The organism is Janthinobacterium lyxosi, from assembly GCF_051380665.1.
Taxonomy (GTDB): Bacteria; Pseudomonadota; Gammaproteobacteria; order Burkholderiales; family Burkholderiaceae_D; genus Janthinobacterium.
The window spans coordinates 1-25514 of record NZ_JBNYXM010000037.1; the positions used below are offsets into that span (position 1 = coordinate 1).

Sequence of the window (25514 nt, forward strand, 5' to 3'; positions counted from 1 at the left end):
CACTTCCCCTTGCCAGGTGTGCAGAGGACTTTCACCTCCAAGTCACTCAACTAACCACCACAGTCAGTCGAGCCGCGCTCGCGCGCGTCGCGCCATGCCTGGCGCACCAAAAAAAAACGCCGTCAATGACGGCGTTCCGGGTATTGACAGGCTTCAGCGCTTGCGGCGCAGCCAGCTGGCGGCAACGGCGGCCACGGCCACGAGGACCAGGGCCGGCTTGACCAGTTTCTTGCGTCCGATAAACGATAACGCCGTCAGCACGTAGGGCATGGCGCCTTGCAAACGCATGCCGCCCGGCGCCAGCAGGGACTCGACCCGATGGCCGGCAAAGCCGACAGCCGTCTCGACCACGCCCTGCAGCATCGATTCGGGACGCAGCGCATAGCCCACGTTGGCACGCGCATGCACAATGCCCACGCGGTACATTTCGCCCTGGGCGATCAGCAGGCGCTTGCGGGCGGCTTGCGCCGCCAGATTGTCGTTGTCCGACATGAATTCTCCTAGTAAGGCAGCTTACATCAGCATGTCGCGGTCAGCCTTCAATTCCGCCATGGTGGCGGGCATGGACAACTTTCCTTGACGCAGCATGGCGCGCGCATACATGACCAGGGCGATAGCCAGCAGTACGAACACGACCGTCATGATCGCCAGGATCTTCCAGCCCAGGCTATCCCAGGCCAGAAAGACGATCAGCACGCTGCCATAAGCGATGGCAAACAAGCCCGCCACCGTCGCCAGGGCGAAAATGACCACCAGCTGCAGCATGTGATTGCGCACTTCCGACAGTTCGATGGTGGCCAGTTCCAGCCGCGACAACATCAGTCCGACGGCGTTCTTGGCCAGGCCGGCGACCGAGCCGATCAATCCCGGCCCCTGGTGAGACGAAGCAGACTTGTCCATATCGCTCCTGACGGTGGATTACTTGCGGCCCAGAATGAAGCCGACCAGTACGCCGACGCCAGCGGCGACGGCCACCGTGCGCCATGGGTTTTCCTTTACGTAACCGTCTGCCTGGGCAGCCATCTGCTTGGTAGCAACGATAGCCGACGCTTGCGCTTCGTGCGCCTTGGCCAGGGCGGCATCCAGGGTTTTCATGCCCTTGACGCGCACTTCATCGGCTTTTTCGCCGGTCAGGGCGGCAGCGGCGCTGAACAGGGCTTGCGCATCCTTGACCAGGGTTTTGACATCGTTATTGACGGTGGTGATATTGTTTTCCAACATGGTTTAGCTCCTTAGCTGTGGATGAATGTAGTTACTATACCTACTTTACTCAAAAACACTATTCCATTAGATCGCGCATATCATCGGCGTGCTCTTCCTCGACAGCCATGATTTTGATCAACAAATGGCGTGTCGTCGGGTCTTTGTCGCCAATTTTCACAATCATCTGGCGATATGACTCGATGGCTACCCGTTCCGCGATCAAATTGGCACGCACCATGCTTTGCACGTCTTCGGAGTCATCATACTCGGCATGGCTACGCGCAAGCAATGTTGCAGGATTAAAATCTGGCTTGCCATTCAATTGCACAATGCGTTCGGCCAGCCAGTCGGCGTGCTCCTGCTCCTGCTGCGCGTGTTCAAGGAACTCGGCCTTGATGCTGCCATTGTCGCGCCCGCTCACCGTGTAGTAATGGCGTTTATAGCGCGCAATACACACCAGTTCGGTGGCCAGCGCCCCATTCAACAGGGTGATCAACTCCTGGCGGTTGGCCTGGTAGCCCTCCGTCACGGCGCCGTCGTCCAGGTTTTTAGCGGCGGCACGGATGGCGGCCGTATCGATGCCAGCTGGAATCTCAACAGATGTTAGTGTCATGATGTTTCCTTTCAAGTCTTGCATGGGTATCCACCGGCCAACATGCGGCCGGTGCTGCCTGGGTACTGTCGCGCCTGGCGGCGTTTTCCCAAAACTATCGGCGGGCGGGAATGGCCGTGTTATCTTCCGACAGCACGATTTCCACCCGGCGATTCAACTGGCGGTTCGCCGCGCTGTCATTGCCGGCGGCCGGATAGGCGGCGCCATAGCCTTTCGTGGCGATGCGGTCACGGCTGATGCCTTGTTCCAGCAGCGCATTGCGCACGGATTCGGCGCGGCGCTGCGACAATTCCAGGTTGTGCGCGGAACCGCCCGTGCTATCCGTAAAGCCTTCGATCAGCACGGTGCGCTGCGGGTTGTTTTTCAGCACATCGGCCAGCTTGCGTGCCGTATTCGCGCCATCGGCCGTCAGGTTCGCCTTGTCCGTGCCAAACAGCACGTCGCCCAAGGTGATCACCATGCCGCGTTCGGTTTTCTTGGCGGCCAGGTCGGCCAGTTGCACTTCCAGCGCGGCGGCGCGGGCGGTGGCGTCACGGGCCGATGCTTCGGCCGATTGCGCCTGGGCCTTGGCCGCTTCCGCATCCGCCTGTGCCGCCTGGGCGCGCGCCGTGGCCTGGTCAGCCTGCTGCGTGCGCGCATCGAGGCGCAACTGGTCGCGCTGCTTGCCGGCGTTGGCGATATCGGCTTCCGCCGCCTTCTGCTTGGCTACCTCTTGTGCCGTAGCAATTTTTTGCTTGGCCAGGTAGGCCAGCTTGTCGACCTTTTCGCTGTCATCCTGGCGCGTGGCGGCCGCGTTCGCCGCTTCCAGCGCAGCGCTCGCTTCGCGCAATTCGCGTGGCGCATAGGTCGACACCAGCGGGTTCGATTGCGCCGCCATATAGTCGCCACGCGTCTGGTCGAGCAGGCTGGTGGTGGTTGGCGCGGAGCTGCAGGCGGCGACGAGGGCAGCCATGGCCAGCAGGCCGGGAATCGTGGTGTAGGTAGCTTTTTTCATGATGGGGTCCTATTGTTCGTTACTGTTTCGGGGCTTGCTGGTTGGCACGGTCGAGTTCTTCGCGCATGACGCGGATGCTCTCGTTGATTTCATCGGCGGCGCTGGTGGCCTTGGCCGAGTTGGCCTTGCTTTGCGCCAGCTTGGCATCGGCTTGCGCCTGGTCGGCCAGCTCGCGCGCCGTCCTGTAGTCGCGGTCTTTCAGGGCCTGGTTAGCCATGCGCATTTTTTCGCGGGCCGAACGCATTTCATCGGGTGCCAGGTCGGCGGCGCCGGCGCTGGCGGCGTTATCGACGGCGGCGCGCGACACGGCGACATCGGCCGTGGCTGGCGTTTTCAGGCTGGAACAGCCCGTCATCAGGACGACGGCGGTGGCGCAAGCAGCCAGGGCGGCCAGTGGGGACATCGTGAAATCTCGGTTTGTCATTTTTCTTCTCCTGGAAAATGTTAAGCGGTAAGTTTCATCCGTCGGTGCATCTGGAATCAGGAATCAGGAACGGTGTTTGATGTATGACGTTATAGGCTCCGGCGCCCCGCATATCCGTTCGGTGCCGCACATAGGGTAGGAAATCGACAATACTTGCACGGGCAAGGTGCGCCAGCGCACGCCTGCGCCGGCAAAACCTGAAACGGACCTGCTTTGTAGCGATTCCTGTAGCATCGTGCTTCTGTCTAGAAAGAAACGCTTCTTACCCCACACCTTATGCCACGCCTTATCTCACTCTCGCGCCGCCAGAAAATCGCCCTCGCCAGCGCCGCCGTGCTGGTCGCCCTGCCCATCACGGCCGTCGTCGTCCTGCTCAACATGGACTGGAACCGCGCCAAGCCCTGGCTGAATGCGCGCGCCAGCGAAGCGCTGGGCCGGCCGTTTGCCATTGCAGGCGACCTGTCGCTGACGTGGCAGCAGCCGCCTACGGCGGGGCAACAAACCTGGCGCGCCTACCTGCCGTGGCCGCACCTGCAGGCAAAGGACGTGCGCCTGGGCAACCCAACCAGCATGGCGGACACGGATGGCGAGGCGCAGCTGGCCAGCGTGAGCCAGCTGGCGTTTTCGCTCAACCCGCTGGCCCTGCTGGACAAGAAAATCATCATCCCGCAATTGCGCTTCGACACGCCACAGATACGCTTGCTGCGCAACAAGGATGGCAAGAACAACTGGACCTTCGACAAGCAGGAACAGCCATCGCCGTGGCAGCTGGAACTGCAAAGCGTGGTCTTCAGCAAGGGCACCGTATATCTGGACGATGGCGTCACAAAGACGGCGATGCGCGCCGATGTCGACACCATCACGGACGATGCGCGCTACGGCATCGCGTGGAAACTGTCCGGCAAATACCGAGGCGAAAGCATCCAGGGCGGCGGCAAGGCGGGCGGCGTGCTGTCGCTGCAGCAGCAAGGCACGCCCTTCCCCATCCAGGCCGACATGCGCGCAGGCGGCAGCAGCGTGGCCATCGAAGGCACCCTGACGCGCCCGGCCGACCTGGCCGCGCTCGACGTGCGCCTGAAAATATCCGGGCCCAGCATGGCGCGCCTGTATCCATTGACGGGCGTGCTGCTGCCGGAAACGCCGCATTTCAGTACGGAAGGCCATTTGACGGGCACCCTGGCGCCCCGCGGCGGCGAATGGGTGTACGACCAGTTCAGCGGCAGGGTAGGGTCGAGCGACATCCGTGGCAAGCTGGCCTTTTCGGCTAGCACACCGCGCAAGCGCCTGACGGGCGAGGTCCACTCGCGCCTGCTGCAATTTTCCGACCTGGGCCCGCTGGTGGGCGCCGATTCCAGCGCCAGCAAGAAGGAGCGAGGCGTGCCGTCGACGCAGCCGGCCGGCCGCGTACTGCCGGTGGAAACCTTCAAGACGGAGCGCTGGACCAGCCTGGATGCCGACGTGCGCTACACGGCTGACAAGATCACGCGCGACGCCGAGTTGCCAATCAGCAAGCTCGACACGCATGTGGTGCTGACGGATGGCGTGCTGTCCCTGACGCCGCTCAACTTCAACGTGGCGGGCGGCACCCTGACGTCGCAGATCAAGCTCGACGGCAGCGGCAAAGTTGTCGCCAATGGCATCGCCGCCGAACTCAAGGCCAGCGCGCGCCACCTGCACATCCAGCAGCTGTTTCCCCGCCTGCCGGCCCTGCAGGCGAGCGTGGGCGAAATCAATGGCGACGCTTCGCTGTCGGCCACGGGTAATTCCGTCGCCAGCCTGCTGGGCAGTTCGAACGGCGAAGTGCGCGCGCTGATCAACCGGGGCAGCATCAGCAAGCTGCTGCTGGAAGAAATGGGCTTGAATATCGGCAGTATCGTGCTGACCAAGCTGGTGGGCGACAAGCAGGTCAAGCTGAACTGCATGGCCGCCGATTTCGTCGTCACCAAGGGGCTGATGCGCACGCGCCAGTTCATCGTCGACACGGACGATGCCATCCTGCACGCCGACGGCACGGTCAACCTGGCCAACGAGCAGCTGGACCTGACCCTGCAGCCGGACAGCAAGGGCTTGCGCATCTTTTCGCTGCGCTCGCCTTTGTATGTGCGGGGTACCTTCAGCAAGCCCGACGTGAGCATCGACAAGGGCGTGCTGGCTCTGCGCGCCGGCGGCGCCCTGGCGCTGGCCGTGGTGGCGCCCGTGGCCGCCCTGCTGCCGCTGGTGAACACCGGTCCCGGCGAGGATAGCGAATGCGCCACCCTGCTGGCCAAGGCGCGCGTCAAGCCGGTGGCGCCGAAACCGGGCAAGACACCGCGCAAACACCGCTGAACGGCACGGCAACCGTGCGCGATTACAATTGTTACACCCCTATGTGCGTTGTCGAACAGACCCTGCCTTGTCACAATTCTATTCTGTGATCGTGCCTGAAACACCCAAGACGTGGCGACACGAAGTCCCACCGGCCCATACCATGCCGGCGCCACGAGGTCCGAATTCATAGGAGAATTATCATGCAAATCATTAAAAAAATCGCCGCCACCACTTCCGTTGCCGCTCTGCTGCTGAGCTTGACTGCTTGCGCCAACATGTCGGGTCAGGATAAAAATACGGCCATCGGCGCCGGTGTCGGCGCCGTTGCCGGCTCCGTGCTGACGGGCGGCAGCGCCATCGGCGCAGTCGGTGGCGCCGCCGTCGGCGGCGTGATCGGCAACCAGGTCAAGCCGAAGTAATCGTTGCGCAAGAAAGCGGGGTGGGTGCCCAGGCGCCCGCCCCGCTTTTTTGCGTCCGGCTTCTGTTGACGAAATTGAAAAGTTATTCTGAGGAAATCAGACGAAGACGTTGGCCATGCCGATGGCGCCGCTGTCCTTGACCAGCGCGTAGCAGCGGCAGGAGACGGCTTCCAGGCCGGCGGAATCGAGGATTTCGATATTGCCGCGGCTGTAGGTGATCAGTTTTTGCTGTTGCAGCGCGCTGGCTGCCTTGGTCACGCCAACCCGCCGCACGCCCAGGGTATGGGCGAGGAATTCATGCGTCAGGTGAAATTTTTCCGACTGCAGGCGGTCGCGCGTGATCAACAGCGAACGGGCCAGGCGCGCCTCGAGCACATGGAAGCGGCTGCACACGGCAATCTGGATGGCTTGCGCCAGCAAGGTGTCCGTGTAGCGGTACAGCAGGCGCTGCAGGGAATCGAGCTGGGCGAACTCGGCGCAGAACGCCGCACGTGCGATGCGGCTGGCCGTGCCGGAGCGTTGCACCACGGCACGTACCTGCGCCAGGTCATGACCCAGCGCGACGGAAGCGCCCAGCACGCCTTCTCGGCCGACGGAGCCCACTTCCAGGGTCATCCGTCCTTCCGCCACGGCCAGCAGCGAGATCAGGCAGTCGCCGGGGAAATAGATGTAGCCGATAGGCTGGCCCGGCTCGTACAGCACCTCGCCCACCTCGACCGTGACGGTATCGAACAGCGCCGTCAGGTGCCGCAAGTCGTGCTCGGGCAGGCTGGCAAGCAAGCGGTTGCCGGCGTCAAGCGCGCCCGCAGGCGACCCCAGGCCAGATCGGCCTGCGTCGCGGGACAGGGTCATGCTGGCATTCGTTGGTCGCATTGCTTTTCCTTGGTGTCGTTACAACGTTACAACTCGACATAATTTTTACTTAGCCTACGGTGCAGTACCGAGCCTGTATGTACGGTGACGCACGGAAGCGCGGCACGCGGCACAGCACACTGGCTGCATGCACGGATCACACGCACTACCCATTTCATTATTTAAAAAAACCAAGGAGCTTTCCATGACCACCACCACCAAATCCCTCCATCCGCTGGTGCTTGCCGCCGCCGTCGCCGTCCTGCTGTTCTGCGGCGTGGGCACGGCGGCCCTGATGGGCTGGCTGCCCTCATCCCAGGGCGATGCCCAGCCACTGGCGGCCAGCACCTCGGCCGAACAGCTGGCCAACCTGCAGGCGAACCAGCCGCAAGCGAACTTGCAGCCTGCCGGCGCGCAAGCGCTGGCTGCCTTGCCGCCGCAACAGCAACAGCCACAGCAGCAACCCATGCGCCAGCCGCAGCCGCAGCAGCAAGCACAGCAGCAATACGCCGCAGCCGCCCCGGCGCCGCAGGTGTGCGGCAATTGCGGCGTGATCGAAGCCATCCATGAAGTCAATACGCGCGCCGAAGGCAGCGGCGTGGGGGCGGCCGGCGGCGCCGTCGTCGGCGGCTTGCTGGGCAACCAGGTAGGCGGCGGCCACGGCAAGCAACTGGCCACCGTGCTGGGTGCCGTTGGCGGCGCCGTGGCCGGCAACCAGATCGAAGGCAGCGTGCGCGCCACGCGCAGCTACAACATCGTCGTGCGCCTCGATAACGGCAAAACGCGCACCGTGCACCAGAGCGCCGCGCCGAACTGGCGCCAGGGCGACCGCGTACGCGTCGTCAACGGCGGCTTGCGCGCCATCGGCTAAGCGGCCGGCGGCAAGTAGGCCGCCCGCCAGCGTGACAAATCCAACACACGCCCGGCCTGTCCGGGCGTTTTCTTTTTGATAATGTTCGTTGGCGTACAGATGAGTTTGCCGTCCTGCGAGATGATGCACTCAGGAAAGCTCAACGGATGTCTTCAAGGAGATGCGATGAAAAACGACAAGACAGGCGGCAACCGGATCTGGCTGGGCTTTATCGGCGGCGGCATCTTCGCCACCGCGCTGGGCTTCTGCGCGCTGGACCTCGCGCCATTGCAAGCGAGCGCGCCCGTGTTCGGCGTGATGCTGCTGCTGACGGGCGGCATGGTCAGCTGCCTGGCGGGCGCCGTCGGCATGGCCGGCATGCTGGCCTGGATACCGGGCATGGCCGATGAGCACGCCGACCGGCCCCGATAGTTGATCCTTGTGTACGACAGCGTACAGAACGCAAGGGAAACAAAGTAGACACTAAGTCATGGCATCAGCGTTCAGCGACATAGTCGCCGCGCAATGACAAGAACCGATGACGGCGCCACGCGCCAGCGCCTGCAAGGCCAAGGCAGTCGCCGTCATCCACACATTACTCTCGGAGGACATATCATGCTATATACAATCGCCGTCGTACTCATCATTCTTTGGCTGCTGGGCCTGGTAACTTCCTATACCATTGGCGGCTTCATCCACATCCTGCTGGTGGTCGCCGTGATCATGGTGCTGCTGCGCCTGATCAGCGGGCGCGGTTTATAGACGCCATTTGACTGGCCAGACAGGGCGGCGCGCGTGCAAACGGGCGCCGCCTTTTTGCCGCCTTTTGCATACAGTGTGCACCCACTGGCAAACAGCTTCATTTTGCAGTAACGTGTGCAGGTAACTCTGGGTATGTCCCAATAACAAAACAAGGAGAAAATCCATGAAAGCATTCAAAAACGGCCCTGGCGCCAAATCCCTGATCGGCATGCTGGTCCTCGCGCTGGCCGCCACTGGCTGCGCGGATATGTCCTCGACGCAGCGTGGCACGGCCACGGGCGCCGGCATCGGCGCAGGCCTGGGCGCCTTGATCGGCGGCACCACCGGTGGTGGCAGCAGCGGCCGCACGGCCGGCGGCGCCCTGCTGGGCGCGGCAGCGGGCGCCGTGGTCGGCAATATCTGGTCGAACCGCATGGAAAACCAGAAGCGCGCGATGGAACAAGCGACACAGGGTACTGGTGTGCAAGTGACGCAGACGGCCGATAACCGCCTGAAAATGGAAATCCCCAGCGATATTTCCTTCGACACAAACCGCGCCGACATCAAGGGCAACTTCCGCCCGATTCTCGACCGCTTTGCCGCCACCCTGAACGAAAACCAGAACACCACGGTCAGCATCATCGGCCACACGGACAGCACGGGCAGCGCTTCCATCAATGAACCGCTGTCGGTGGAACGCGCGGCCCACACGCGCGACTACCTGGCCATGCGCGGCGTCTCACCGACGCGCGTCGTCACGGAAGGCCGCGGCGCACGCGAGCCGATCGCCTCGAATGCGGATGCCTCGGGACGCGCACGCAATCGCCGCGTGGAAATCTACGTAGCCGAAATGGCGCCACGCTAAGTTGACAGCATCAATAAAAAACCCGCCGGCAAGGTGACTTGCCGGCGGGTTTTTTCTATGTAAAGCAGCTTACTTCGACGTCGTTGCCTTGGCACCGCTTTCGCCCTCTTTCGCCACCTTGGCGAAGTCGCCCGCCGTCACGATCGAGACGGCCGATGGCTTCAAGTACTCGCGCAGGCTCTGGTTCACTTGCGCCAGGGTCAAGGCGGCCACTTTCGCTTCCAGGTCCTTGTCGTACGCCATGGTGCGGTCTTGCGCCAGGTAGCCGGCCAGTTCGCGTGCCAGGCCCGCATCCTGCGTGCGGCCCACTTCTTCCGATTGCAGCCAGCCTTTCTTCGCCTCGGCCAATTCCTCTTGCGTAAAGCCGTCGGCCAGCACCTTGGCGATTTCCTCGCGCAGGGCCGCTTCCACCTTGACCGTGTTTTGCGGCGCGCTGATGGCATACGCCATCCAGTAACCGGCCGGTTCGCGCGACGGCACCGTCACTTGCGAGCCGACGCCGTACGACAGGCCTTCCTTCTGGCGGATGCGGTCTGCCAGGCGGCTGCGCAAGGCGCCGCCACCGAGCATGTGATTGGCGATCAGCAAGGCCGGATAGGTGGCGGCGTCATCCTTGAGGGGAATCGGCTGGATGGCGAACAGCACACTGTTGGCCTTGTCCGGCGTTTCCAGCGTGACTTTCTCGCCGCTGACGGGCTTGACGGCATCAAGAATGCGCACATACGGCTGCTGCGCCTTCCAGCTGCCGTACAGGCTGGCCACTTGCGCCTTCAGCGCGGCCGGGTCGAAATCACCCACGGCGGCAACGGTGGCGTTCGACGCGCCATAATAGGCGCCATGAAAGGCTTTCACATCAGCCACCTGGATGGCTTTCCATTGCGCCAGCTCAAACGGCAGGGTGGCCACATGGCGCACATGGTCTTCTGGCGTGGCGTCGAGCAGGCGGCGGAAGGCGTTCACGGCCAGCGGTTGCGGTTCAGGCAATTCCTGTTCCGCGCGGCCCACGCGCTCGCGCTGCAATTCCAGGAATTCCGTCTCGCTCAAGGCGGGCTTTTGCAGCACTTGCGCCAGCAGGTCCATGGCGGCAGGCAAGTTCTCGCGCTTGCCCGTCAGCATGGCGGTGACGCCTTCGGCGCCGCCCGTGATGGCCACTTGCGTGCCCAGTTGGTCGAACTTGTCCTTCACTTCCTGGCGCGACAGTTTATCCGTGCCGCGCGACAACAGATTGGCCGTGTAGCTGCCAACAAACGACTTGCCGCGCAAGCTGTCTTCGCTGCCGATCTGCAATTTCAATACGACGCTGACGGTATTGCCCTTGGTTTTCTTCGGCAGCAAGGCGCCCTTCAAGCCGTTCGGCAAGGTGAAGCGCTGCGTGCGCGCTTCGATATTGTCGGGGCTGGGATCGAACGCTTCGCCCTGCGCCACCACGGCGCGGCCCGTGTAGCCGGCCAGTTGCGGCGCCACGTCGGCGTAGGCCGGTACGACGGTGCGGTCCGGCGCATCGGTGGGGATGAAGCGGCCCAGGGTGCGGTTCGAGCTCTTCAGGTATTTCTCGGCCGCCGCCTGTACCTGCGCCGTCGTCAGCTTGTCGAGCTGGTCGCGCTGCAGGAAGAACAGACGCCAGTCACCAGCCGCCAGCGATTCCGTCAGGGCGATCGTCATGCGCGCCGTGTTCGAGGTGATCAGTTCGACCTGCTTGTTCAGCTGCTGCTTCACGCGCGCCACTTCCGCCTCCGTGACCGGCTGCGATTTCAGCTCTTCCAGCACTTTCAGCATGGCCGCTTGCGCCGCATCGAGGTTGCCATCGAGTGGCACCAGCGCGCCGAACAGGTTGTAGCCCGGCTCCAGGTTGCTCACCGAGTTGTATTCGATCTTGCTGGCCAGCTTGGTTTCCACCAGCGCCTTGTGCAGGCGGCCAGCGGGCGCGTCCGTCAGCACGTGGCCCAGCACTTCGATGGCGACGGCATCCGGGTTGCCGGACGGCGCCACGTGATAGCCGGCGCCGACGAACTGCGTGCCGCCGCTGCGGCGCACCGTCACGGCGCGCTCGCCATCCTGCACGGGTTCGGCCGTATAGGTCGGTTCGATCACGCGCGTGGGTTTCGGAATCTTGCCGAACAGATCATTGATCTGCTTCAACACCTTGACTTCGTCGAAACGGCCCGCCACCATCAGCACGGCGTTATCGGGCTGATAATATTCATGGTAAAACGCGCGCAAGCGGGGAATATTCACTTGCTCGATGTCGGAGCGGGCGCCGATGGTCGACTTGCCATAGTTGTGCCAGTCGTAGGCGATGGCCTGGATGCGTTCGCTGGTCACGCCGATCGGGTCGCTCTCGCCCATCTCGAACTCGTTGCGCACGACGGTCATTTCGCCCTTCTGCGTCTTCGGATTCCACAGGTCGTTCTGGTCGATGGCGGCGTTCACCATGCGGTCCGCTTCCATGGCCAGCATCTGACGCAGGTTGTCGTCGTTGGCGGGGAAGGTGGCGTAGTAATTGGTGCGGTCGTACCAGGTGGTGCCGTTGAACTGCGCGCCCGTCGAGTTCAGGATCTCGACCGGGGTCTTGCTGCCCTTCTTGACGCCGAAGTTGGCGCTGGGCTTGAACAGCAAGTGCTCGAGCAAGTGGGCCATGCCCGTTTCGCCATAGTTTTCATGGCGCGAGCCGACCAGGTAGACGATGTTGGTGGTCAGGGTCGGCTTGCTGGCATCGGGAAACAGCAGCACGCGCAAGCCATTGGCCAGGCGGTATTCGGTGATGCCTTCGACGGACGTGACTTTGACGGCGGCGCCGCGGTTGGGTGCAGCCTTGCCGGTTTTCTGGGTCGGCGCGACTTCCACCGGGGTGGCGGCCAGGATGAAGGAAGGCGAGAGGATGCCGGCGGCAAGCAGGAGGGCGGTAATTGGTTTCAAGGCGGAGTCCTGGTAACACTACGTTAGAAAAAAGCGCAAGCGCCATGTGATGCGGCCGCAAACATTGCCACAGGCCCGCGCTGCGTCTTCGCCGCCCAGGGAAATTATTGCTCTCACAATTTACGGCATACTTATCAGTGACGCAAGTCCCTGTCATCGAGCTGTTATGTGCCCGTGTTATACTCCATGGTTCCAGAACTATCTGCCTGTATATGAGACGAGCTCTCGTCCTGCTCTGCCTTTTTGTTTTCATCGCCTTACCACAGGCGTTCGCCAGCATGGCCTACGCCAGCCCTTCCCCATTCCAGCATGCAGTCGTGGCCGGCATTACTGCCACGCCTGCCTTCGTCGCGGATTGCCTTGACCCCGGCGCCCATGCGGGCCAGCCCGGCGACAACTGCGACGCCGACGACTGCGACAACGACCCCATCACGCTGTACCCGACCTCGCGCCAGGGGGCGCCGTTTTGCGCCATTATTTGGCAAGCGGGACCGGGCGCACTTGCCGAAGCGGACGCGCGGCAGGCCATCCGGCCGCCGCGCGTCCGCCACTGACACCGCAGCACGCATCGCATTCAAGCCCGGGGCAATCCGCCGCCGGGCACGCTTTATATTGATTGACTTTACAAGGTTACACACATGGAATGGTTATTTGACCCGACAATCTGGGTCGGCCTGCTGACGCTGGTCGTACTGGAAATCGTACTGGGCATCGACAACCTGATCTTCATCGCCATCCTGGCCGAGAAACTGCCGCCGCACCAGCGCGACAAGGCGCGCGTGCTGGGCCTGACCCTGGCCCTCGTCATGCGCCTGGGCCTGCTCTCCCTGATTTCCTGGCTGGTCACCCTGACCACGCCATTGTTTTCCCTATGGACATTCTCGTTTTCGGGACGCGACCTGATCCTGCTCATCGGTGGCCTGTTTCTGCTGTTCAAGGCCACCACCGAGCTGCACGAGCGCCTCGAAGGCGTCACACATGCCCAGACAGGCCCGAAAGTCTACGCCGGCTTCGGCCTGGTGGTGGCGCAGATCGTCGTGCTCGACGCCGTCTTCTCGCTCGACGCCGTCATCACGGCCGTCGGCATGGTGGACAACCTGTACGTGATGATGGCGGCCGTCGTCATTTCCATCGTCGTCATGATGCTCGCTTCAAAAGTGCTGACGCGCTTCGTCAACGCCCACCCTACCGTCGTGGTGCTGTGCCTGAGCTTTTTGCTGATGATCGGCCTGTCCCTGGTGGCCGAAGGCATGGGCTTCCACATTCCGAAAGGCTATCTGTACGCCGCTATCGGTTTCTCGATCGTCATTGAGTTCTTCAATCAGCTGGCGCGCCGCAACTTCCTCAAGCTGCAGTCGAATGCCCCGCTGCGCGACCGCACGGCGCAAGCCGTGCTGAGCCTGCTGGGGGGGCGCAAGGGTCGCGAAGCCGTCGAAGAGCACGAAGTCAAGGAAGCGCTCGACCCGTCCGCCTTCGGCGTGGAAGAGCGCAACATGGTCAGCGGCGTGCTGACCCTGGCGGAACGCTCGATCCGCTCGGTGATGACGCCGCGCGGCGACGTCTCGTGGGTCAACCTGAACGACAGCAGCGAAAAGATGCTGCAACTGCTACGCGAGACGCCGCACAGCATGATTCCTGTCTGCAATGATGACCTGGACAATGTGATCGGCATCGCGCGCAGCAAGGACCTCATCGAAGATCTCGTGTCGCACGGCAAGATCGACCCGGCCAGCATGCGCGAAGCCATCGTCGTGCCGGAAGCGGCCGGCGTGCTGAAAGCCATGGAAACCTTGAAGCGCTCGCGCGGCCAGCTGGTGCTGGTGGTCGACGAGTTCGGCACCGTGCAAGGCGTGCTGACGCCCATCGACATCCTCGAAGCCATCGCCGGCGAATTCCCCGACGAGGACGAGCAACCCGACGTGGAAGTGCTGGGCCCCGGCCACTGGCGCATCGACGGCGCCACGGACCTGCATTACCTGGAGCAAGTCTTCGAGACGGAGTCGCTGGTCAGCGAAGACGGCGATTACAACTCGCTGGCCGGCTTCCTGCTGGCGCACTTTGAAAACATGCCGGCCGTGGGCGAAGTGCTGGAACTCGATGACTTGCGCTATGAAATCGTCGAGGCCGACGAGCGCCGCATCGCCTGCGTCGACGTGCGCCGCATCGAACCCGATCACAGTTTGTAACACATTGGCAAGCGTGCCCCGCTTGCCATGCCGTATGCTGGGGTCTGCCCTTTTTGGAGACGCCAACATGAACCACTCCCTGCTACGCCTGAGTTTGCTGGCCTGCGCCGCCATCGGCGCGCACGCCGGTGCCCAAGCTGCCTCACCGTCCACCCCCATCAAGCCGGGCCTGTGGCAAGTCGACAGCAAGATGGCGTCGCCCGATGCCGCTACCGACAACGCCATGTCCATGGTGCTGCAGCAACTGGGCAACCTTCCTCCCGATCAACGCAAGCAGCTGGAAAGCATGGCCGCCAGCCGCGGCATGGCCATGCCCGCCGTGGGCGCCGATGGCGCCGTGCGCGTAACGGCTTGCGTGACGCCGGAGATGGCCGCGCGCAAACAGATTCCCACGGGCCAGCCCGGCGATTGCAAGTCGAAGAACACCGACACTGCGGGCGGCATGAATGTATCGTTCACCTGTGCTAACCCGAAATCGAGCGGCGAAGGCCAGGTGCGCTTCAGTGGCGACCAGGCTTTCAGCATGCAACTGGCGGTGACGACCAACGCGCGCGGCACGCCCGAGCAGGTGAACGTGACAAGCAACGGCAAGTGGCTGGGGGCGACCTGCCCTGCACCGTCAACCGCTGGCGCTCAGAAGCCGTGACGGAAGCCCAGGTTGAAGGCGCGCTGTCATCCTGCACCGGCCGCCTGGCGGGCGCGGCTGCTCAGAAGCCGTGACGAAAGCCCATATTAAAAGCGGCGTCGCCGCGTCCCGCGTCGCTGGCATTGCCCACCGTGTAGCGGGCGCCGTTCTTGTTGTGGATCTTCGCGTAAGACGCGTAGAAATCGCTGCGTTTTGACAGCGAGTACGTGAGGCCGAGGGCCACCTGGCTGGCGTCGCGGTTGGCCAGGTCGCGGTCATCCTTGCGCACGTACGAGGCCAGCAGCTTGAAGCCGCCCACGGGCACGGACACGCCCAGCAAGGTATCGCGGCTATCCGACGACGACATCGACAGAGCCAGCGAGCTGTAGGCATTGTTCGGGTCCCACGGCGAACTGCCATAGCCCTTGTTCACGCCCACGGCGGCAAAGGCGGTGGCCACTTTCAGGTCGATATTTGCCGCGATCAGGGTGTTGCGGGCCGACATGTCGATGGCGGGCAGGGTGCCGGAAGCGAGGATGAAGTTGTTCTTGCGCTGGTGCGACACGCTGACATTCACGGCGCCGGCCGAATAGCCGAGCGTGGCGCCATACGCGCGGTTATTGGCGCTGCTGTACGGCGACTCGCCAAAGCTGTAAATGGCGCTGGCGGACACGCCGCGCAAGGCGGGCGTCACGTATTTGACGGTATTGTCATAGCGTTTCACGCTGTAGCCGGCCAGGTTGCTGGCGCTGCCGGCCATGCCGCCCTTGAACGGGTCGGCCACGTCGGTGAGCGTCAGGTATTGCAGGTTGTACTGGCGCCCCAGAGTCAGCGCGCCCAGGCGGCCATCCAGGCCCACGTAAGCCTGGCGGCCGAACAGGCGACCGTCTTCCGACTGCCCCGTATCGTTCTGCACGCCCGCTTCCAGGGTAAACACGGCGGACACGTCATTGCCCAAGGCTTCGCGACCCTGCAGCCCCAGGCGCGAGCCGGACGCAACGCCGCCGGACACCTTGGCGCCGGCGCAATTGGCGACACAGCCCCGTTCGGCAACGATACCCGCGTCGAGCACGCCATACACGGCAACGTTACTGGATGCGGCACTGCCCGCGCCATCGGCAGCCTGGGCCGCTGCGCCCAGCGCAAATGACCCCATCCCTATCGCAGCCAGCGCAAAATACGAGGTCTTCATGATAAATATCTCGGTAACGTGAATTGAAACTTCCCGGTATTGATCAGGACATGCGCTGTGTGTCTGATCTTAGTGTTACCTTATCCTCGCTTTTTGTCCAGCCATCCGTGCGTTGTACAACAGAAACTTCAGCTTAGCCCCGGGAAACACGTCGCGCACTGACAACACGCAAGAGTGACCATGATTGTGGCACTGGCGGCAAAATGGCGTTAAAAGCAGGCCCTGCCGTAAAGCAATGTTCGGTAGCGAACGTTGCGCGATTTGACGCAGGCGGTACACTACTGGTTTTACCGACAGCGGCTCGCCCGTTTTTCTGCATGCTAGCTATCCTCGAACGCATTGACCCCAACTCCAGCAATATCGACTTGCTGGTGGAATTATTCAACTCACTGCGTCCCAAGCGCCCCCACGACAGCGCTACCGCGATCGCCAACGTGCGCACCCTGCGCCAGCTTCTCAAAGGTAACCCCGCGCAAGCGCGCGCCCTGCACGAATACGTGCTGCGCGTGCTGGCCGCGCGCCGCCACGCCAGCCTGTACACGGACATCGGCGTGCTGTCGAATAGCGGTTTTTTCACCGAATTGAAACGCCGCATCGCCTACCGCATGCTGCCGCCCGCCCTGGGCGACGAGTACCTGAACGACGCGCTCGACCAGGTGCTGTACCTGAAGACCGATTATTTGTGGATCAGCAACGTGCCCGCCACGGACTGGCTGGAACTGTTCGACGTGCTCACCAGCGACGATATCGAACTGGCCGTCGGCGACGGCAATATCATGCTGCCGGGCATGCTCGACGCCATCCGCACCCTGTCCTACCGCGTCTGCGCCATGGGCCTGGAACCGGAACTGACGCGTTTCCACAATGAAATTGAAGTATTCCAGTCGCCGTTCATGGTGCAGAACACGGAAGTGAACGCCTACCTGGACGCCTACACGAATCTGCTGCACGGCAATATCGAACACATCGAAGACGCGCGCCATTTACTGGTGATGCTGGACCAGTGCGACGCCGTCATCGCCAAGATCCGCAAGAAAGCCCTGTACCAGGGCACCAGCATTCCCCTCACGTATTTATTGGTGGCGCTGGCGCAAAGCATCGACCGCCTGCGCAAGCTGCTGTTCCTGGTCGACACGAGCGGCGAGCTGCCCAGCTCCGCCAACGTGGATATCGCCGCCATCACAGTGGACGCCACGCAAGACTTGCTGCACCCGCAGCCCGTCAGCCGCCGCCGCGCGGGCGCCGTCGCGCTGGCGCTGGAACTGATAAGCGCGCATAACCACAAGTACAAGGTCAGCGACCTGTTTTCCGACAATATCAACTTGCTGGCGCGCAATGTGACGGAAAACGCCAGCCGCACGGGCGAGCACTACATCGCGGAAAACCGCCGCGAAATGGGCGCCATGTTCCTCTCATCGGCGGGCGCGGGCATCATCATCGGCTTCATGGCCCTGTTCAAGATCCTGATGTCGTATTTGCGCTCGGCACCGCTGGTCGAAGCGTTCATGTTCAGCATGAATTACTCGATCGGCTTCATGTTCATCCACTTGCTGCACTTCACGGTGGCCACCAAGCAGCCGGCCATGACGGCCTCGCGCATCGCCGCCGGCCTGCACAGCAAGGATGGCAGGAATATCGACCTCGACAGCATGGCCGAACTGATCAACAAGGTCTTCCGCACGCAAAACATGGCCGTGCTGGGCAACCTGGCCACGGCCATTCCCACGGCCTGGCTGATCGCGCTGGGCTACAAGGCGATCACGGGCCATAACCTGGTGTCGCCGGAAAAAGCCATGCATCTGCTGCACGATATCGACCCCATCGGCAGCCCCGCCATCTTCTACGCCATGATTGCCGGCGTGTGCCTGTTCGTGGCCGGCCTGATTTCGGGCTACTATGATAACCAGGCGCTGTACACGCGCTGGGCGCAGCGCATCGCGCAATTGCGCGGCCTGGGCCGCGTGATCGGCCAGGAGCGCTTGCAACGGCTGGGCCTGTACCTGGAAAACAACCTGGGCGGTCTGATGGGTAACTTCTATTTCGGTATCCTGCTCGGTTCCATCGGTACCCTGGGCTTTTTGATCGGCTTGCCCATCGATATCCGCCACATCACCTTCTCGGCCGCCAACTTTGCGACAGCGCTGGTGGGACTGGACCACAACATGAGCTGGCAACTGGCCGTCAAGTCGCTGTCGGGCATCTTCGCCATCGGCACGGCCAATTTGCTGGTCAGCTTCGGTTTGGCCCTGTGGGTGGCCCTGCGTTCGCGCCAGGTGCGCTTCAAGCACGGCATGCAATTGTTGAAGATTCTGGGCAAGCGCTTCCTGAGGTCGCCCATCGTCTTCTTCCTCGGCTCGAAAAACCCGCCGCCACTGGCGCTGGCCGATGACTCGGCAAACCTGTCACCCACGACCAAGGCTCAAAAATGACCGCCAGGCGCATGCAACCCTGCCTCACCGCCCTACTGCTGTGCTGGACCCTGGCTGCATGCGCCTCGCTGCCCAATGTCAAGAACCTCAACACCACCCTGGAACCCGTGGCCAGGCCCAAGGTCATCACGGGCAAGGGCGCCATGCTGAACGTCAACAGCCGCGCCGCCCTGCTCAACAAGCGCTGGGCCAAGTCCGGCATGGACTTGAAGACCCAGGCCGCGCTGGAAGAGGCGGCCACGGGCGTGCCTTTAATCAAAGGCAACAAGGTGACCCTGCTGTTTGACGGTCCGCAAACCATGGCCGCCATGTTCCAGGCCATCAGCGAGGCGAAGAACAGCATCAACCTGGAAACGTATATCTTCGACCAGGACCCGCTGGGCCTGAAATTTGCCGACATGCTCATCGAAAAACAGCAATCGGGCGTGACGGTGAACGTCATCTACGACAGCGTGGGCACCATCGGCGTGCCGCAAGCCTTCTTCGAGCGCATGCGCGCCGCAGGCGTGCACCTGGTGGCCTTCAACCCCGTCAATCCCGCCAAGCTGAAGGGTGATGAGTGGAAGATCAATAACCGCGACCACCGCAAGGTGCTGATCGTCGACGGCAAGATGGCGTTTACGGGCGGCATCAATATCAGCGATACCTATGCCAAGAGCTCGCTGTTCCGCTCGAAATCGAAACCTACCGACAAGAAGGACGTGGGCTGGCGCGATACGCACGTGAAAGTGGAAGGCCCGGCCGTGGCCGCCTTCCAGTGGCTGTTCATCCGCACCTGGGCCCAGCAAGACCAGGCCGACTTGGCGGACGCCAATTATTTCCCCGTGCTGTCCGAAGTGGGCGACAAGCTGGTGCGCGTGGTAGCCAGCGAGCCGGACGGCGGCTTTGAAATCTACAAGGCCTACATCCTGGCCATCCAGGAAGCGAAGAAATCCATCCACATCACGTCCGCCTATTTCGTGCCCGACCAGCAGACGGTCGACGCGCTGATCGCGGCCGCCAAGCGGGGCGTGGACGTCACCGTGGTGCTGCCCGGCGTGTCCGACAGCGGCCTGGTGTTCCATGCGGGACACGCGCTGTACGACCAGTTGCTGGCCGGCGGCGTCCGCATCTTCCACTTGAAACTGGCCGTGCTGCACGCCAAGACAGCCGTCATCGACGGCGCCTGGTCGACCGTGGGCTCGACCAACATCGACATGCGCAGCTTCCTGCATAACAGCGAACTGAACGTGATCGTGCTGGGCGACAGTTTCGGCCGTGAAATGGAAAACGCCTTCCAGGAAGACTTGCGCGACTCGGAAGAAATCACCCGGGCGAAATGGGAAACGCGCCCCATATCGGACCGCATGAAGGAGTGGGCGGCGCGTTTCATGAACTACTGGCTGTAAGGAAGTAGGTCGGATTAGCGCAGCTTCGCCGCGCTAATCCGACGAGATACCTACAGCGGCCGCAAGCTGGCCCACACGCCGCCCTGGCGCTCGAACGCTTCCGTGCTGACTTTTTCAAAGTCGGCGCTGTCTTCATTCCAGCTGTAGCGTTCGACGCGGATGCAGCTGTCTTCGATGCGGATGACATTGAACGAGTTCGACTCGCCCCTGCCCCGCGTGGACGTGGCCGTGCCCGCCTGCACCATCAGGGCAGCGTAACCGTCGATCTTGTAGCGCGCCGAGGTGTCGCCCGCATGGCTGGCGTGCAAATGGCCGGCCAGTAACAGGTCCACACCGCATTCGGAAAACATTTGCAGCGCCAGCGGCGCGCGGTCGACCAGATCATCCTTGTCGAAATGCTCGGGCAAGTCAAATGGATGGTGCGTGACGATGATGCGCGTCAAACCGGGCGGCAAACGGCCCAGGCGTTCACGCAGGACATCGATCTGCTCGTGGCTGATGCGGCCATCCTTGAAGGTCAGGGAGCGGGCCGTGTTGATGCCCAGCACGGCGATTTCCTCATCCACATATTCGGGCGACAAATCGTCCGTCACATGGCGCCGATACTTCACCAGCGGCGTCAGGAAGCGACTGAACAGGTTGTAGAGGGGCACGTCATGGTTGCCCGGCACCACGATCTGTGGCCCCGGCAAGCTGTCGAGAAAGTGCCGTGCTGCCTGGAACTGGGCGCTGCGGGCGCGCTGGGTCAGGTCGCCCGAGACCACCACCACGTCCGGTTCCAGGCGCTCGACCAGCGCGCGCAAGGGCGCCAGCAGGTCCGCGTCGACCCTGCCAAAATGCAAGTCGGACAAATGCACGATGGTACGCATGGCCTTACTCCCCGGAAGGTGCCGGCGCAGGCACCAGCACCGCCAGCGCGGCGGGACGGATACGGTATTGCAGCGGCGTATTCATGACGGTCACTTCGCCATCGGTGGCCACGCGCAGGCGGCGGTGGCGCGTGGCGATTTCCAGGTCGGTGGCCGTCAGCACGTCGAAATCCTTGGCTTGCGACAACTTGCCGAACAGTGCATGCAGGGCCAGTTTCAGCAAGCCCAGGCGGCCCGGACGCTGCGCCACGTACAGGCTCAGCTGGCCGCCATCGAGCCGCTCGCGCTCACCGATAGTCAAGCCTTCCATCAGGTATTCATTATTACCGATGAACACAAACGGCGTGCGCCGCGCATGCACGGCGTCCCTGAGTTTCAATTGCACGCTGAGAAAGGGATAGCGGTGCAAGGCCGCCAGCAGGGCCCAGCTGAAGGCCAGCCACTTGCCCCGCCCCAGCCGGCGCTGCTGCTTTTCGCGGTCGCGCACGATATCGGGATACAGGCCCAGGCTGGAATTGTTGAGGAAGATGCGGCCATTCACTTCGCCCACGTCGACTTGGTGCAGCACGCCCTGCGCCACATTGGCGATGGCCGCATCGAGCGCCAAGGGAATATTCAAATCCTTGGCGAAATGGTTCAGGGTGCCCAGCGGCAAGACACCAAACGGCGTGCCGCTGCCGACGACGACGGAGGCGACGGCATTGATGGTGCCGTCGCCGCCACCGGCCACGACGATGGGCGCGCCATCGCGCAGGGCCTGCTCGGCCGTGGCGATCATCTCGGCCCCGCTTTGCGCCAGGGTGATGGCGGCGTCGAGACCCACGGCCAGAAACTGTGCTTCGAGCTGCTGCGCCCAGTCGGGCGCATAGCCACAGCCGGCGCCCCCGTTGATGATGACTGCAATTTTGCTCAGGATCATTCCCCTTATCTGGTTTGCCGGATATGCCGGCGCCGGCGCAGGGTCGACACGCCAGCGATGCAGATGGCCAGCCAGCCATAGCTTTCCGCCATGGCCGCCAGCACATCGCTCAGGTAATGCGCGCCCAGGTAGATGCGGCTGAACCCCACGAGTGAGGCCATCAGGAAAGCACCCAGCGCGATGGCGATGCGCTTGCCCCAGGCGCCCGGCGCCGTCTGGCAAATCAGGTAGGCGGCCAGCAAGCCGTACAGGGCCGTCGAGGTGGCCGTATGACCACTGGGAAAGCTGTAGGTGCTCAAGGCCGTCTGCAAGATGGGCTCGTCAAAACTGGGCCGCGCACGGACAAAAATGTACTTTAGCAGCAGGTTCAAAAACATGACGCCCGGCATGGTAATGACCAGGGTAAACAGCCAGTAATTGGCGCCCTTGCGGTGCAGATACCAGCCCAGCAGGGTCGCCAGGGTGATGGCGCCGATCACGCCATGCATATGCGTGACAACCAGCAGGCAACTGGTAATCCACGGCACGGCATGCTGATTGAACCAGTGCGCCACCTGCAAGTCGATCACCGTGATTTGCTGCATGCCCATCACCGCTTCGGCGATCTCGTGGAAGACCACGATGGCCGCCAGCATCAGGGCCACGCCCACCGTCATGTGCAGGCCCAGCTCGCCCTCGGGCGACAGGCGCGCCTCGACGAAGCGGCGCAGTTTCGTGGTCCAGCCGGTGGTCATGCCCATGTCATTCTTCTCTTGCAAACTCATCTCTCTTTCATGTTCCTGGCGATGATCAAAAAAACCACACCAGTAAAAAAATACTGTTTATTCATACAGTAGCTGTGTTTTCATACAGTAGTTATGCTATTCTGGTGACTCGTTCAACACATCTCCCTCAAAGGAATTGTCATGGCAACATTGAATAGCGGTTTTGGCTCACGGTTCGGCCTGGAATACGCCCCAAGCTCTTTCCTCGTCCGCATGGGCAAACGCGAAATCCTCGTCTGCCGCGACTTCCGCAAGCGCTACTACACCGTCAATCCCTTGATCGAGTGCGGTACGGGCATCGAGCCGGGCTATGTTGAAGTGCTGCTGATGCGCCGTTGGTTGTTGATCTTATCTAAAGCGCATTAAATACGCCTTAAAAATCTACTGCGCGGCGCGATTTGCGGCCGGCGATGCTCGCTGTACTAAAGTACAGCTGCGCTTCTTAGCCACAACTCGTTGCCGCTCGCTACGATTTTTCTCGGCGTATTCTGGGGCTTTCGACGACATTGCTTGAAAGCCTCGTCCGGCCACGCAGGGAGCGCCCAGTACCGGCCAGCGGCAACGCTGGCCGACCCCTCATTACTGTGTGCGTTCCGGTGCGGCCGGGCTGGCAGGTGTTTTCACTGGAGGCACCTTGTCAAACACATTCGCTTCGTACCAAAGCGTCACGAACAGCACCATCACGACGGGGCCGATGAACAGGCCCACGAGGCCCAGGGTTTCCACGCCACCCAGAATGCCGAACAGCACGGCCAGGAAGGGCAAGCGGGTGGCGTTGCCGATCATGCCGGGGCGCACGAAGTGGTCGGCCACGAATAGCACTACGGTGCCCCACGCGGCCACGCCGATGGCGGCGCCCACATTGCCCTGGAAGACCAGCAAGGCGGCCGCGCACAGGTAAGCCAACGGTGCGCCAAACGGGATGATGGCCAGGATGCCGGTGGCAAACGCCCACAGGGCCGGTGACGGCAAGCCGGCGATGGCGTAGGCGATACCGATCAGCACGCCTTCGGCCAGGCCTACCAGCACCAGGCCGTTGACGGTGGCGCGGATGGCCGTGGGAATCTTTTGCGCATAGCGGCCCCAGCGTTCAGGACGCAGGAAATGGCTGCCGACGGCCGTGATCTGGCGCGTCAGCGCTTCGCCATCCTTGTAGAAGAAAAACAGGCACAAGAAGGCCAGGCCGAAGTCGACCAGGCGGTGGAACACGTCCGCGCCAAGGACCTTGAGCATGTCGCGCGCGGAATGAAAGCCGCCCACGGCGCTGCCCGCAAAGAAGTGACCGAGACCGTGGGGCTGGCTCAGGGTGGCTAGCCACCAGTCGCCGATGGCGCTGCCCGCCAGGGGAATGTGCGCCACCCAGTCCGGCACGGGCAAGCCCTCCGTATTCGCATGGACGACGAAATTGGCCAGCACGGGCACTTCGTGCGCCGCCTGCGCCACGCCGAACAGCACGGGAATGATGAAGATGCAGGCAAACGCCAGGGTCAGCACAGCCGCCGCGATAATGGTGCGCTGGCCCAGCGCCGCACGCACGCGCAGGTACAAAGGCCAGGTGGCCACGCACAGGATGCCGGCCCACACGAGCGGCAAAAAGAAACGCTGCATGACGAAGGCCGTCACGGCAATCAGGGCCAGGGAAAAGCCTGCGCTGACGATGTCGCGCTGGGTATCGCTCATACCACTCCATTCGTGCCCGCCGGGGTGAATAGTGGCGGGCTTGGCTACGCGCCAGTTGCGCAGGCGTAGCGTAACACGCCACCTGCCAAGCTTATACCAGTCCCAGCTCCACCGGTTTGACGCCGGCAAACACGTGATCGAGTTGCGCCGGCGTCAAGCCGAACGTGCGACGCAGCAAGCCGCCCAGCACGGCGCGGTATTCATTCAGCACGGGCATGTCGCGGTTCTGGAACAGGTTCGCCTGCGAAATCGCCACCTGCTCGCCCGCCACCTGCTTGCCCTTGATGCCACCGCCCAGCACCCAGAACACGCTGCCGTGGCCGTGATCCGTGCCGCGGTTACCGTTTTCGCGGAAGGTGCGGCCAAATTCGCTGACCACCACCACCACGGTATTGCGCCATGCGCTGCCCATTTCCTGCGAAAACGCGGCCAGGCCCCGCCCCAGCTCATCGAAGCGCCCCGCCAGGTAGCCGTTGGCGCCGCCCTGCCCCACGTGCGTATCCCAGCCGCCCACGTCGACGAAACCGAGCTTGTATTTATCCTTCATCAAGCGGGCAATGCGCTGCGCTTCCAGTTCAAAGCCGCGGGTACTGATGGCGTTGCGGTTGGCCGCCTGCATTTCTCCCGTCAACTCTTTCGCCACGTCGTCGCGCACGGCAAAGCCCGCGCTGACCGGTTGCTGCAAGGGCGTGCCCCGGTACATGGCAGCGATGACCTGGCTTTGACGCGCATCAATGCCCGACTTGCCCACGGAGCGCAGCCCCATGTTCGGCACCTGCACGCCGCCCTGGAAGATCAGCGGCAACTGGTCCGTGAAGGAAATGGCGTGATTGCTGCTATTCAGGCTTTGCGCCAGCCGGTTCAAAAAGCCCGAGCGGAAATCGCGCCGGCCGCCGATGTCCTGTCCCAGTTCGATGCTGTCCTGCGTCTCGAAATGGCTGCGCGTCAAATCCGTCGTGCCCGCAAACGGAATAAAGGCCGCCTCGCCGCCATTGAACATGGGATAAATGGTCTCGCGCAAGGCCGGATGCAGGGCCCAGTCGGCGGTCAATGCCAGCGCGCCGTTGTCCGCACCGGGTTTCGCAATGGCGATATTCGGCCGCGATGCATAATAGAAATCGCTGCCGACCGGCACCAGCAGGTTGTTCGCGTCATAGCCGCCGCGCAAGAAGACGAACAGCAGCTTCGCGTCCGTGGCGGGCGCGGCCAGCAGCCTGCCCGCAAGGGTGAGCAAGGGTGCGGCGGCCAAGGCTTTCAACAGGTCACGACGGTTCATGG

At 62.7% G+C, this 25514-nt stretch carries 26 protein-coding genes; 12 read left to right on the forward strand and 14 right to left on the reverse strand.

The window, feature by feature from the left end; all coding sequences use genetic code 11:
• Window positions 1-153 precede the first annotated feature (153 nt).
• The 6 genes from ACQ4WP_RS25310 to ACQ4WP_RS25335 all read right to left on the reverse strand — a co-directional run bounded on the left by ACQ4WP_RS25310 (window position 154) and on the right by ACQ4WP_RS25335 (window position 3234).
• On the reverse strand, window positions 154-492 hold the full coding sequence (locus ACQ4WP_RS25310; protein ID WP_436525468.1) for a hypothetical protein: 339 nt from the start codon (window positions 490-492) through the stop codon (window positions 154-156).
• Between the two features lie 21 nt (window positions 493-513).
• Complete coding sequence (locus tag ACQ4WP_RS25315; RefSeq protein WP_070224915.1) at window positions 514-900, reverse strand: phage holin family protein; 387 nt, start codon at window positions 898-900, stop codon at window positions 514-516.
• 18 nt (window positions 901-918) lie between these two features.
• Complete coding sequence (locus ACQ4WP_RS25320; protein WP_035826246.1) at window positions 919-1221, reverse strand: ElaB/YgaM/YqjD family protein; 303 nt, start codon at window positions 1219-1221, stop codon at window positions 919-921.
• A 58-nt stretch (window positions 1222-1279) separates the two neighbouring features.
• The gene (locus ACQ4WP_RS25325; RefSeq protein ID WP_436525470.1) at window positions 1280-1816 is read right to left on the reverse strand and encodes a ferritin-like domain-containing protein; all 537 of its coding nucleotides are present in this window, start codon (window positions 1814-1816) and stop codon (window positions 1280-1282) included.
• Window positions 1817-1910: 94 nt separating this feature from the next.
• On the reverse strand, window positions 1911-2810 hold the full coding sequence (locus tag ACQ4WP_RS25330) for an OmpA family protein (protein WP_436525472.1): 900 nt from the start codon (window positions 2808-2810) through the stop codon (window positions 1911-1913).
• Window positions 2811-2829: 19 nt separating this feature from the next.
• Window positions 2830-3234 carry a DUF4398 domain-containing protein gene (locus ACQ4WP_RS25335; RefSeq protein WP_436525474.1) on the reverse strand — a complete coding sequence of 135 codons (405 nt, stop codon included), beginning with the start codon at window positions 3232-3234 and terminating at the stop codon, window positions 2830-2832.
• Between the two features lie 276 nt (window positions 3235-3510).
• Here ACQ4WP_RS25335 and ACQ4WP_RS25340 point away from each other — a divergent pair, with 276 nt between their 5' ends.
• Together ACQ4WP_RS25340 and ACQ4WP_RS25345 are read left to right on the forward strand one after the other, a co-directional pair.
• A complete protein-coding gene (locus ACQ4WP_RS25340) occupies window positions 3511-5559 on the forward strand; it encodes an AsmA family protein (protein WP_436525476.1) in 2049 nt (682 codons plus the stop codon).
• A 182-nt stretch (window positions 5560-5741) separates the two neighbouring features.
• Entirely contained in the window at window positions 5742-5960 is a 219-nt protein-coding gene (locus tag ACQ4WP_RS25345) for a YMGG-like glycine zipper-containing protein (protein WP_077401543.1), read from the forward strand.
• A 96-nt stretch (window positions 5961-6056) separates the two neighbouring features.
• On the opposite strand, the gene ACQ4WP_RS25350 is transcribed toward ACQ4WP_RS25345, so the two are convergent.
• Complete coding sequence (locus tag ACQ4WP_RS25350; RefSeq protein ID WP_436525478.1) at window positions 6057-6833, reverse strand: Crp/Fnr family transcriptional regulator; 777 nt, start codon at window positions 6831-6833, stop codon at window positions 6057-6059.
• Between the two features lie 184 nt (window positions 6834-7017).
• Between ACQ4WP_RS25350 and ACQ4WP_RS25355 the strand changes: the two genes are divergently transcribed.
• From ACQ4WP_RS25355 to ACQ4WP_RS25370, 4 genes are all read left to right on the forward strand, one after another.
• Window positions 7018-7683: an outer membrane lipoprotein gene (locus tag ACQ4WP_RS25355; RefSeq protein ID WP_436525480.1), complete on the forward strand. Its 666-nt coding sequence runs from the start codon at window positions 7018-7020 to the stop codon at window positions 7681-7683.
• A gap of 165 nt (window positions 7684-7848) precedes the next feature.
• Window positions 7849-8094 carry a hypothetical protein gene (locus ACQ4WP_RS25360; protein ID WP_436525482.1) on the forward strand — a complete coding sequence of 82 codons (246 nt, stop codon included), beginning with the start codon at window positions 7849-7851 and terminating at the stop codon, window positions 8092-8094.
• Window positions 8095-8277: 183 nt separating this feature from the next.
• The gene (locus ACQ4WP_RS25365) at window positions 8278-8424 is read left to right on the forward strand and encodes a lmo0937 family membrane protein (protein WP_010396376.1); all 147 of its coding nucleotides are present in this window, start codon (window positions 8278-8280) and stop codon (window positions 8422-8424) included.
• A 163-nt stretch (window positions 8425-8587) separates the two neighbouring features.
• Window positions 8588-9268, forward strand: coding sequence for a YiaD family glycine zipper/OmpA-like lipoprotein (locus ACQ4WP_RS25370; RefSeq protein WP_436525484.1), 681 nt, complete (start codon window positions 8588-8590; stop codon window positions 9266-9268).
• Window positions 9269-9337: 69 nt separating this feature from the next.
• On the opposite strand, the gene ACQ4WP_RS25375 is transcribed toward ACQ4WP_RS25370, so the two are convergent.
• Window positions 9338-12184, reverse strand: coding sequence for a M16 family metallopeptidase (locus ACQ4WP_RS25375; RefSeq protein ID WP_436525486.1), 2847 nt, complete (start codon window positions 12182-12184; stop codon window positions 9338-9340).
• Between the two features lie 278 nt (window positions 12185-12462).
• Here ACQ4WP_RS25375 and ACQ4WP_RS25380 point away from each other — a divergent pair, with 278 nt between their 5' ends.
• From ACQ4WP_RS25380 to ACQ4WP_RS25390, 3 genes are all read left to right on the forward strand, one after another.
• Complete coding sequence (locus ACQ4WP_RS25380) at window positions 12463-12738, forward strand: hypothetical protein (protein WP_436525488.1); 276 nt, start codon at window positions 12463-12465, stop codon at window positions 12736-12738.
• 84 nt (window positions 12739-12822) lie between these two features.
• Complete coding sequence (locus tag ACQ4WP_RS25385) at window positions 12823-14370, forward strand: TerC family protein (RefSeq protein ID WP_436525490.1); 1548 nt, start codon at window positions 12823-12825, stop codon at window positions 14368-14370.
• A gap of 67 nt (window positions 14371-14437) precedes the next feature.
• Window positions 14438-15016: a DUF3617 domain-containing protein gene (locus tag ACQ4WP_RS25390; protein ID WP_436525492.1), complete on the forward strand. Its 579-nt coding sequence runs from the start codon at window positions 14438-14440 to the stop codon at window positions 15014-15016.
• Between the two features lie 61 nt (window positions 15017-15077).
• Here ACQ4WP_RS25390 and ACQ4WP_RS25395 read toward each other — a convergent pair whose 3' ends face one another.
• Window positions 15078-16187, reverse strand: a complete 1110-nt coding sequence (locus tag ACQ4WP_RS25395) for a porin (protein WP_436525494.1) — start codon at window positions 16185-16187, stop codon at window positions 15078-15080.
• 317 nt (window positions 16188-16504) lie between these two features.
• Between ACQ4WP_RS25395 and ACQ4WP_RS25400 the strand changes: the two genes are divergently transcribed.
• Together ACQ4WP_RS25400 and cls are read left to right on the forward strand one after the other, a co-directional pair.
• Window positions 16505-18616, forward strand: a complete 2112-nt coding sequence (locus tag ACQ4WP_RS25400; RefSeq protein WP_436525496.1) for a site-specific recombinase — start codon at window positions 16505-16507, stop codon at window positions 18614-18616.
• Window positions 18617-18627: 11 nt separating this feature from the next.
• On the forward strand, window positions 18628-20004 hold the full coding sequence (gene cls, locus ACQ4WP_RS25405) for a cardiolipin synthase (RefSeq protein ID WP_436525498.1): 1377 nt from the start codon (window positions 18628-18630) through the stop codon (window positions 20002-20004).
• A gap of 50 nt (window positions 20005-20054) precedes the next feature.
• Here the strand turns inward: cls and ACQ4WP_RS25410 are convergent, their stop codons facing one another.
• The 3 genes from ACQ4WP_RS25410 to ACQ4WP_RS25420 are packed head-to-tail and all read right to left on the reverse strand — an operon-like array spanning window position 20055 to window position 22556.
• A complete protein-coding gene (locus tag ACQ4WP_RS25410; RefSeq protein WP_436525500.1) occupies window positions 20055-20873 on the reverse strand; it encodes a metallophosphoesterase family protein in 819 nt (272 codons plus the stop codon).
• A gap of 4 nt (window positions 20874-20877) precedes the next feature.
• Window positions 20878-21792, reverse strand: coding sequence for a diacylglycerol/lipid kinase family protein (locus ACQ4WP_RS25415; protein WP_436525502.1), 915 nt, complete (start codon window positions 21790-21792; stop codon window positions 20878-20880).
• Window positions 21793-21797: 5 nt separating this feature from the next.
• Window positions 21798-22556, reverse strand: a complete 759-nt coding sequence (locus tag ACQ4WP_RS25420) for a phosphatase PAP2 family protein (protein WP_436525504.1) — start codon at window positions 22554-22556, stop codon at window positions 21798-21800.
• A 141-nt stretch (window positions 22557-22697) separates the two neighbouring features.
• Between ACQ4WP_RS25420 and ACQ4WP_RS25425 the strand changes: the two genes are divergently transcribed.
• Entirely contained in the window at window positions 22698-22922 is a 225-nt protein-coding gene (locus ACQ4WP_RS25425; RefSeq protein ID WP_010396348.1) for a hypothetical protein, read from the forward strand.
• Window positions 22923-23135: 213 nt separating this feature from the next.
• Here ACQ4WP_RS25425 and ACQ4WP_RS25430 read toward each other — a convergent pair whose 3' ends face one another.
• The gene (locus ACQ4WP_RS25430) at window positions 23136-24236 is read right to left on the reverse strand and encodes an AI-2E family transporter (RefSeq protein WP_436525506.1); all 1101 of its coding nucleotides are present in this window, start codon (window positions 24234-24236) and stop codon (window positions 23136-23138) included.
• 91 nt (window positions 24237-24327) lie between these two features.
• Complete coding sequence (locus ACQ4WP_RS25435) at window positions 24328-25512, reverse strand: DUF1501 domain-containing protein (RefSeq protein WP_436525508.1); 1185 nt, start codon at window positions 25510-25512, stop codon at window positions 24328-24330.
• Between the last annotated feature and the right edge of the window lie 2 nt (window positions 25513-25514).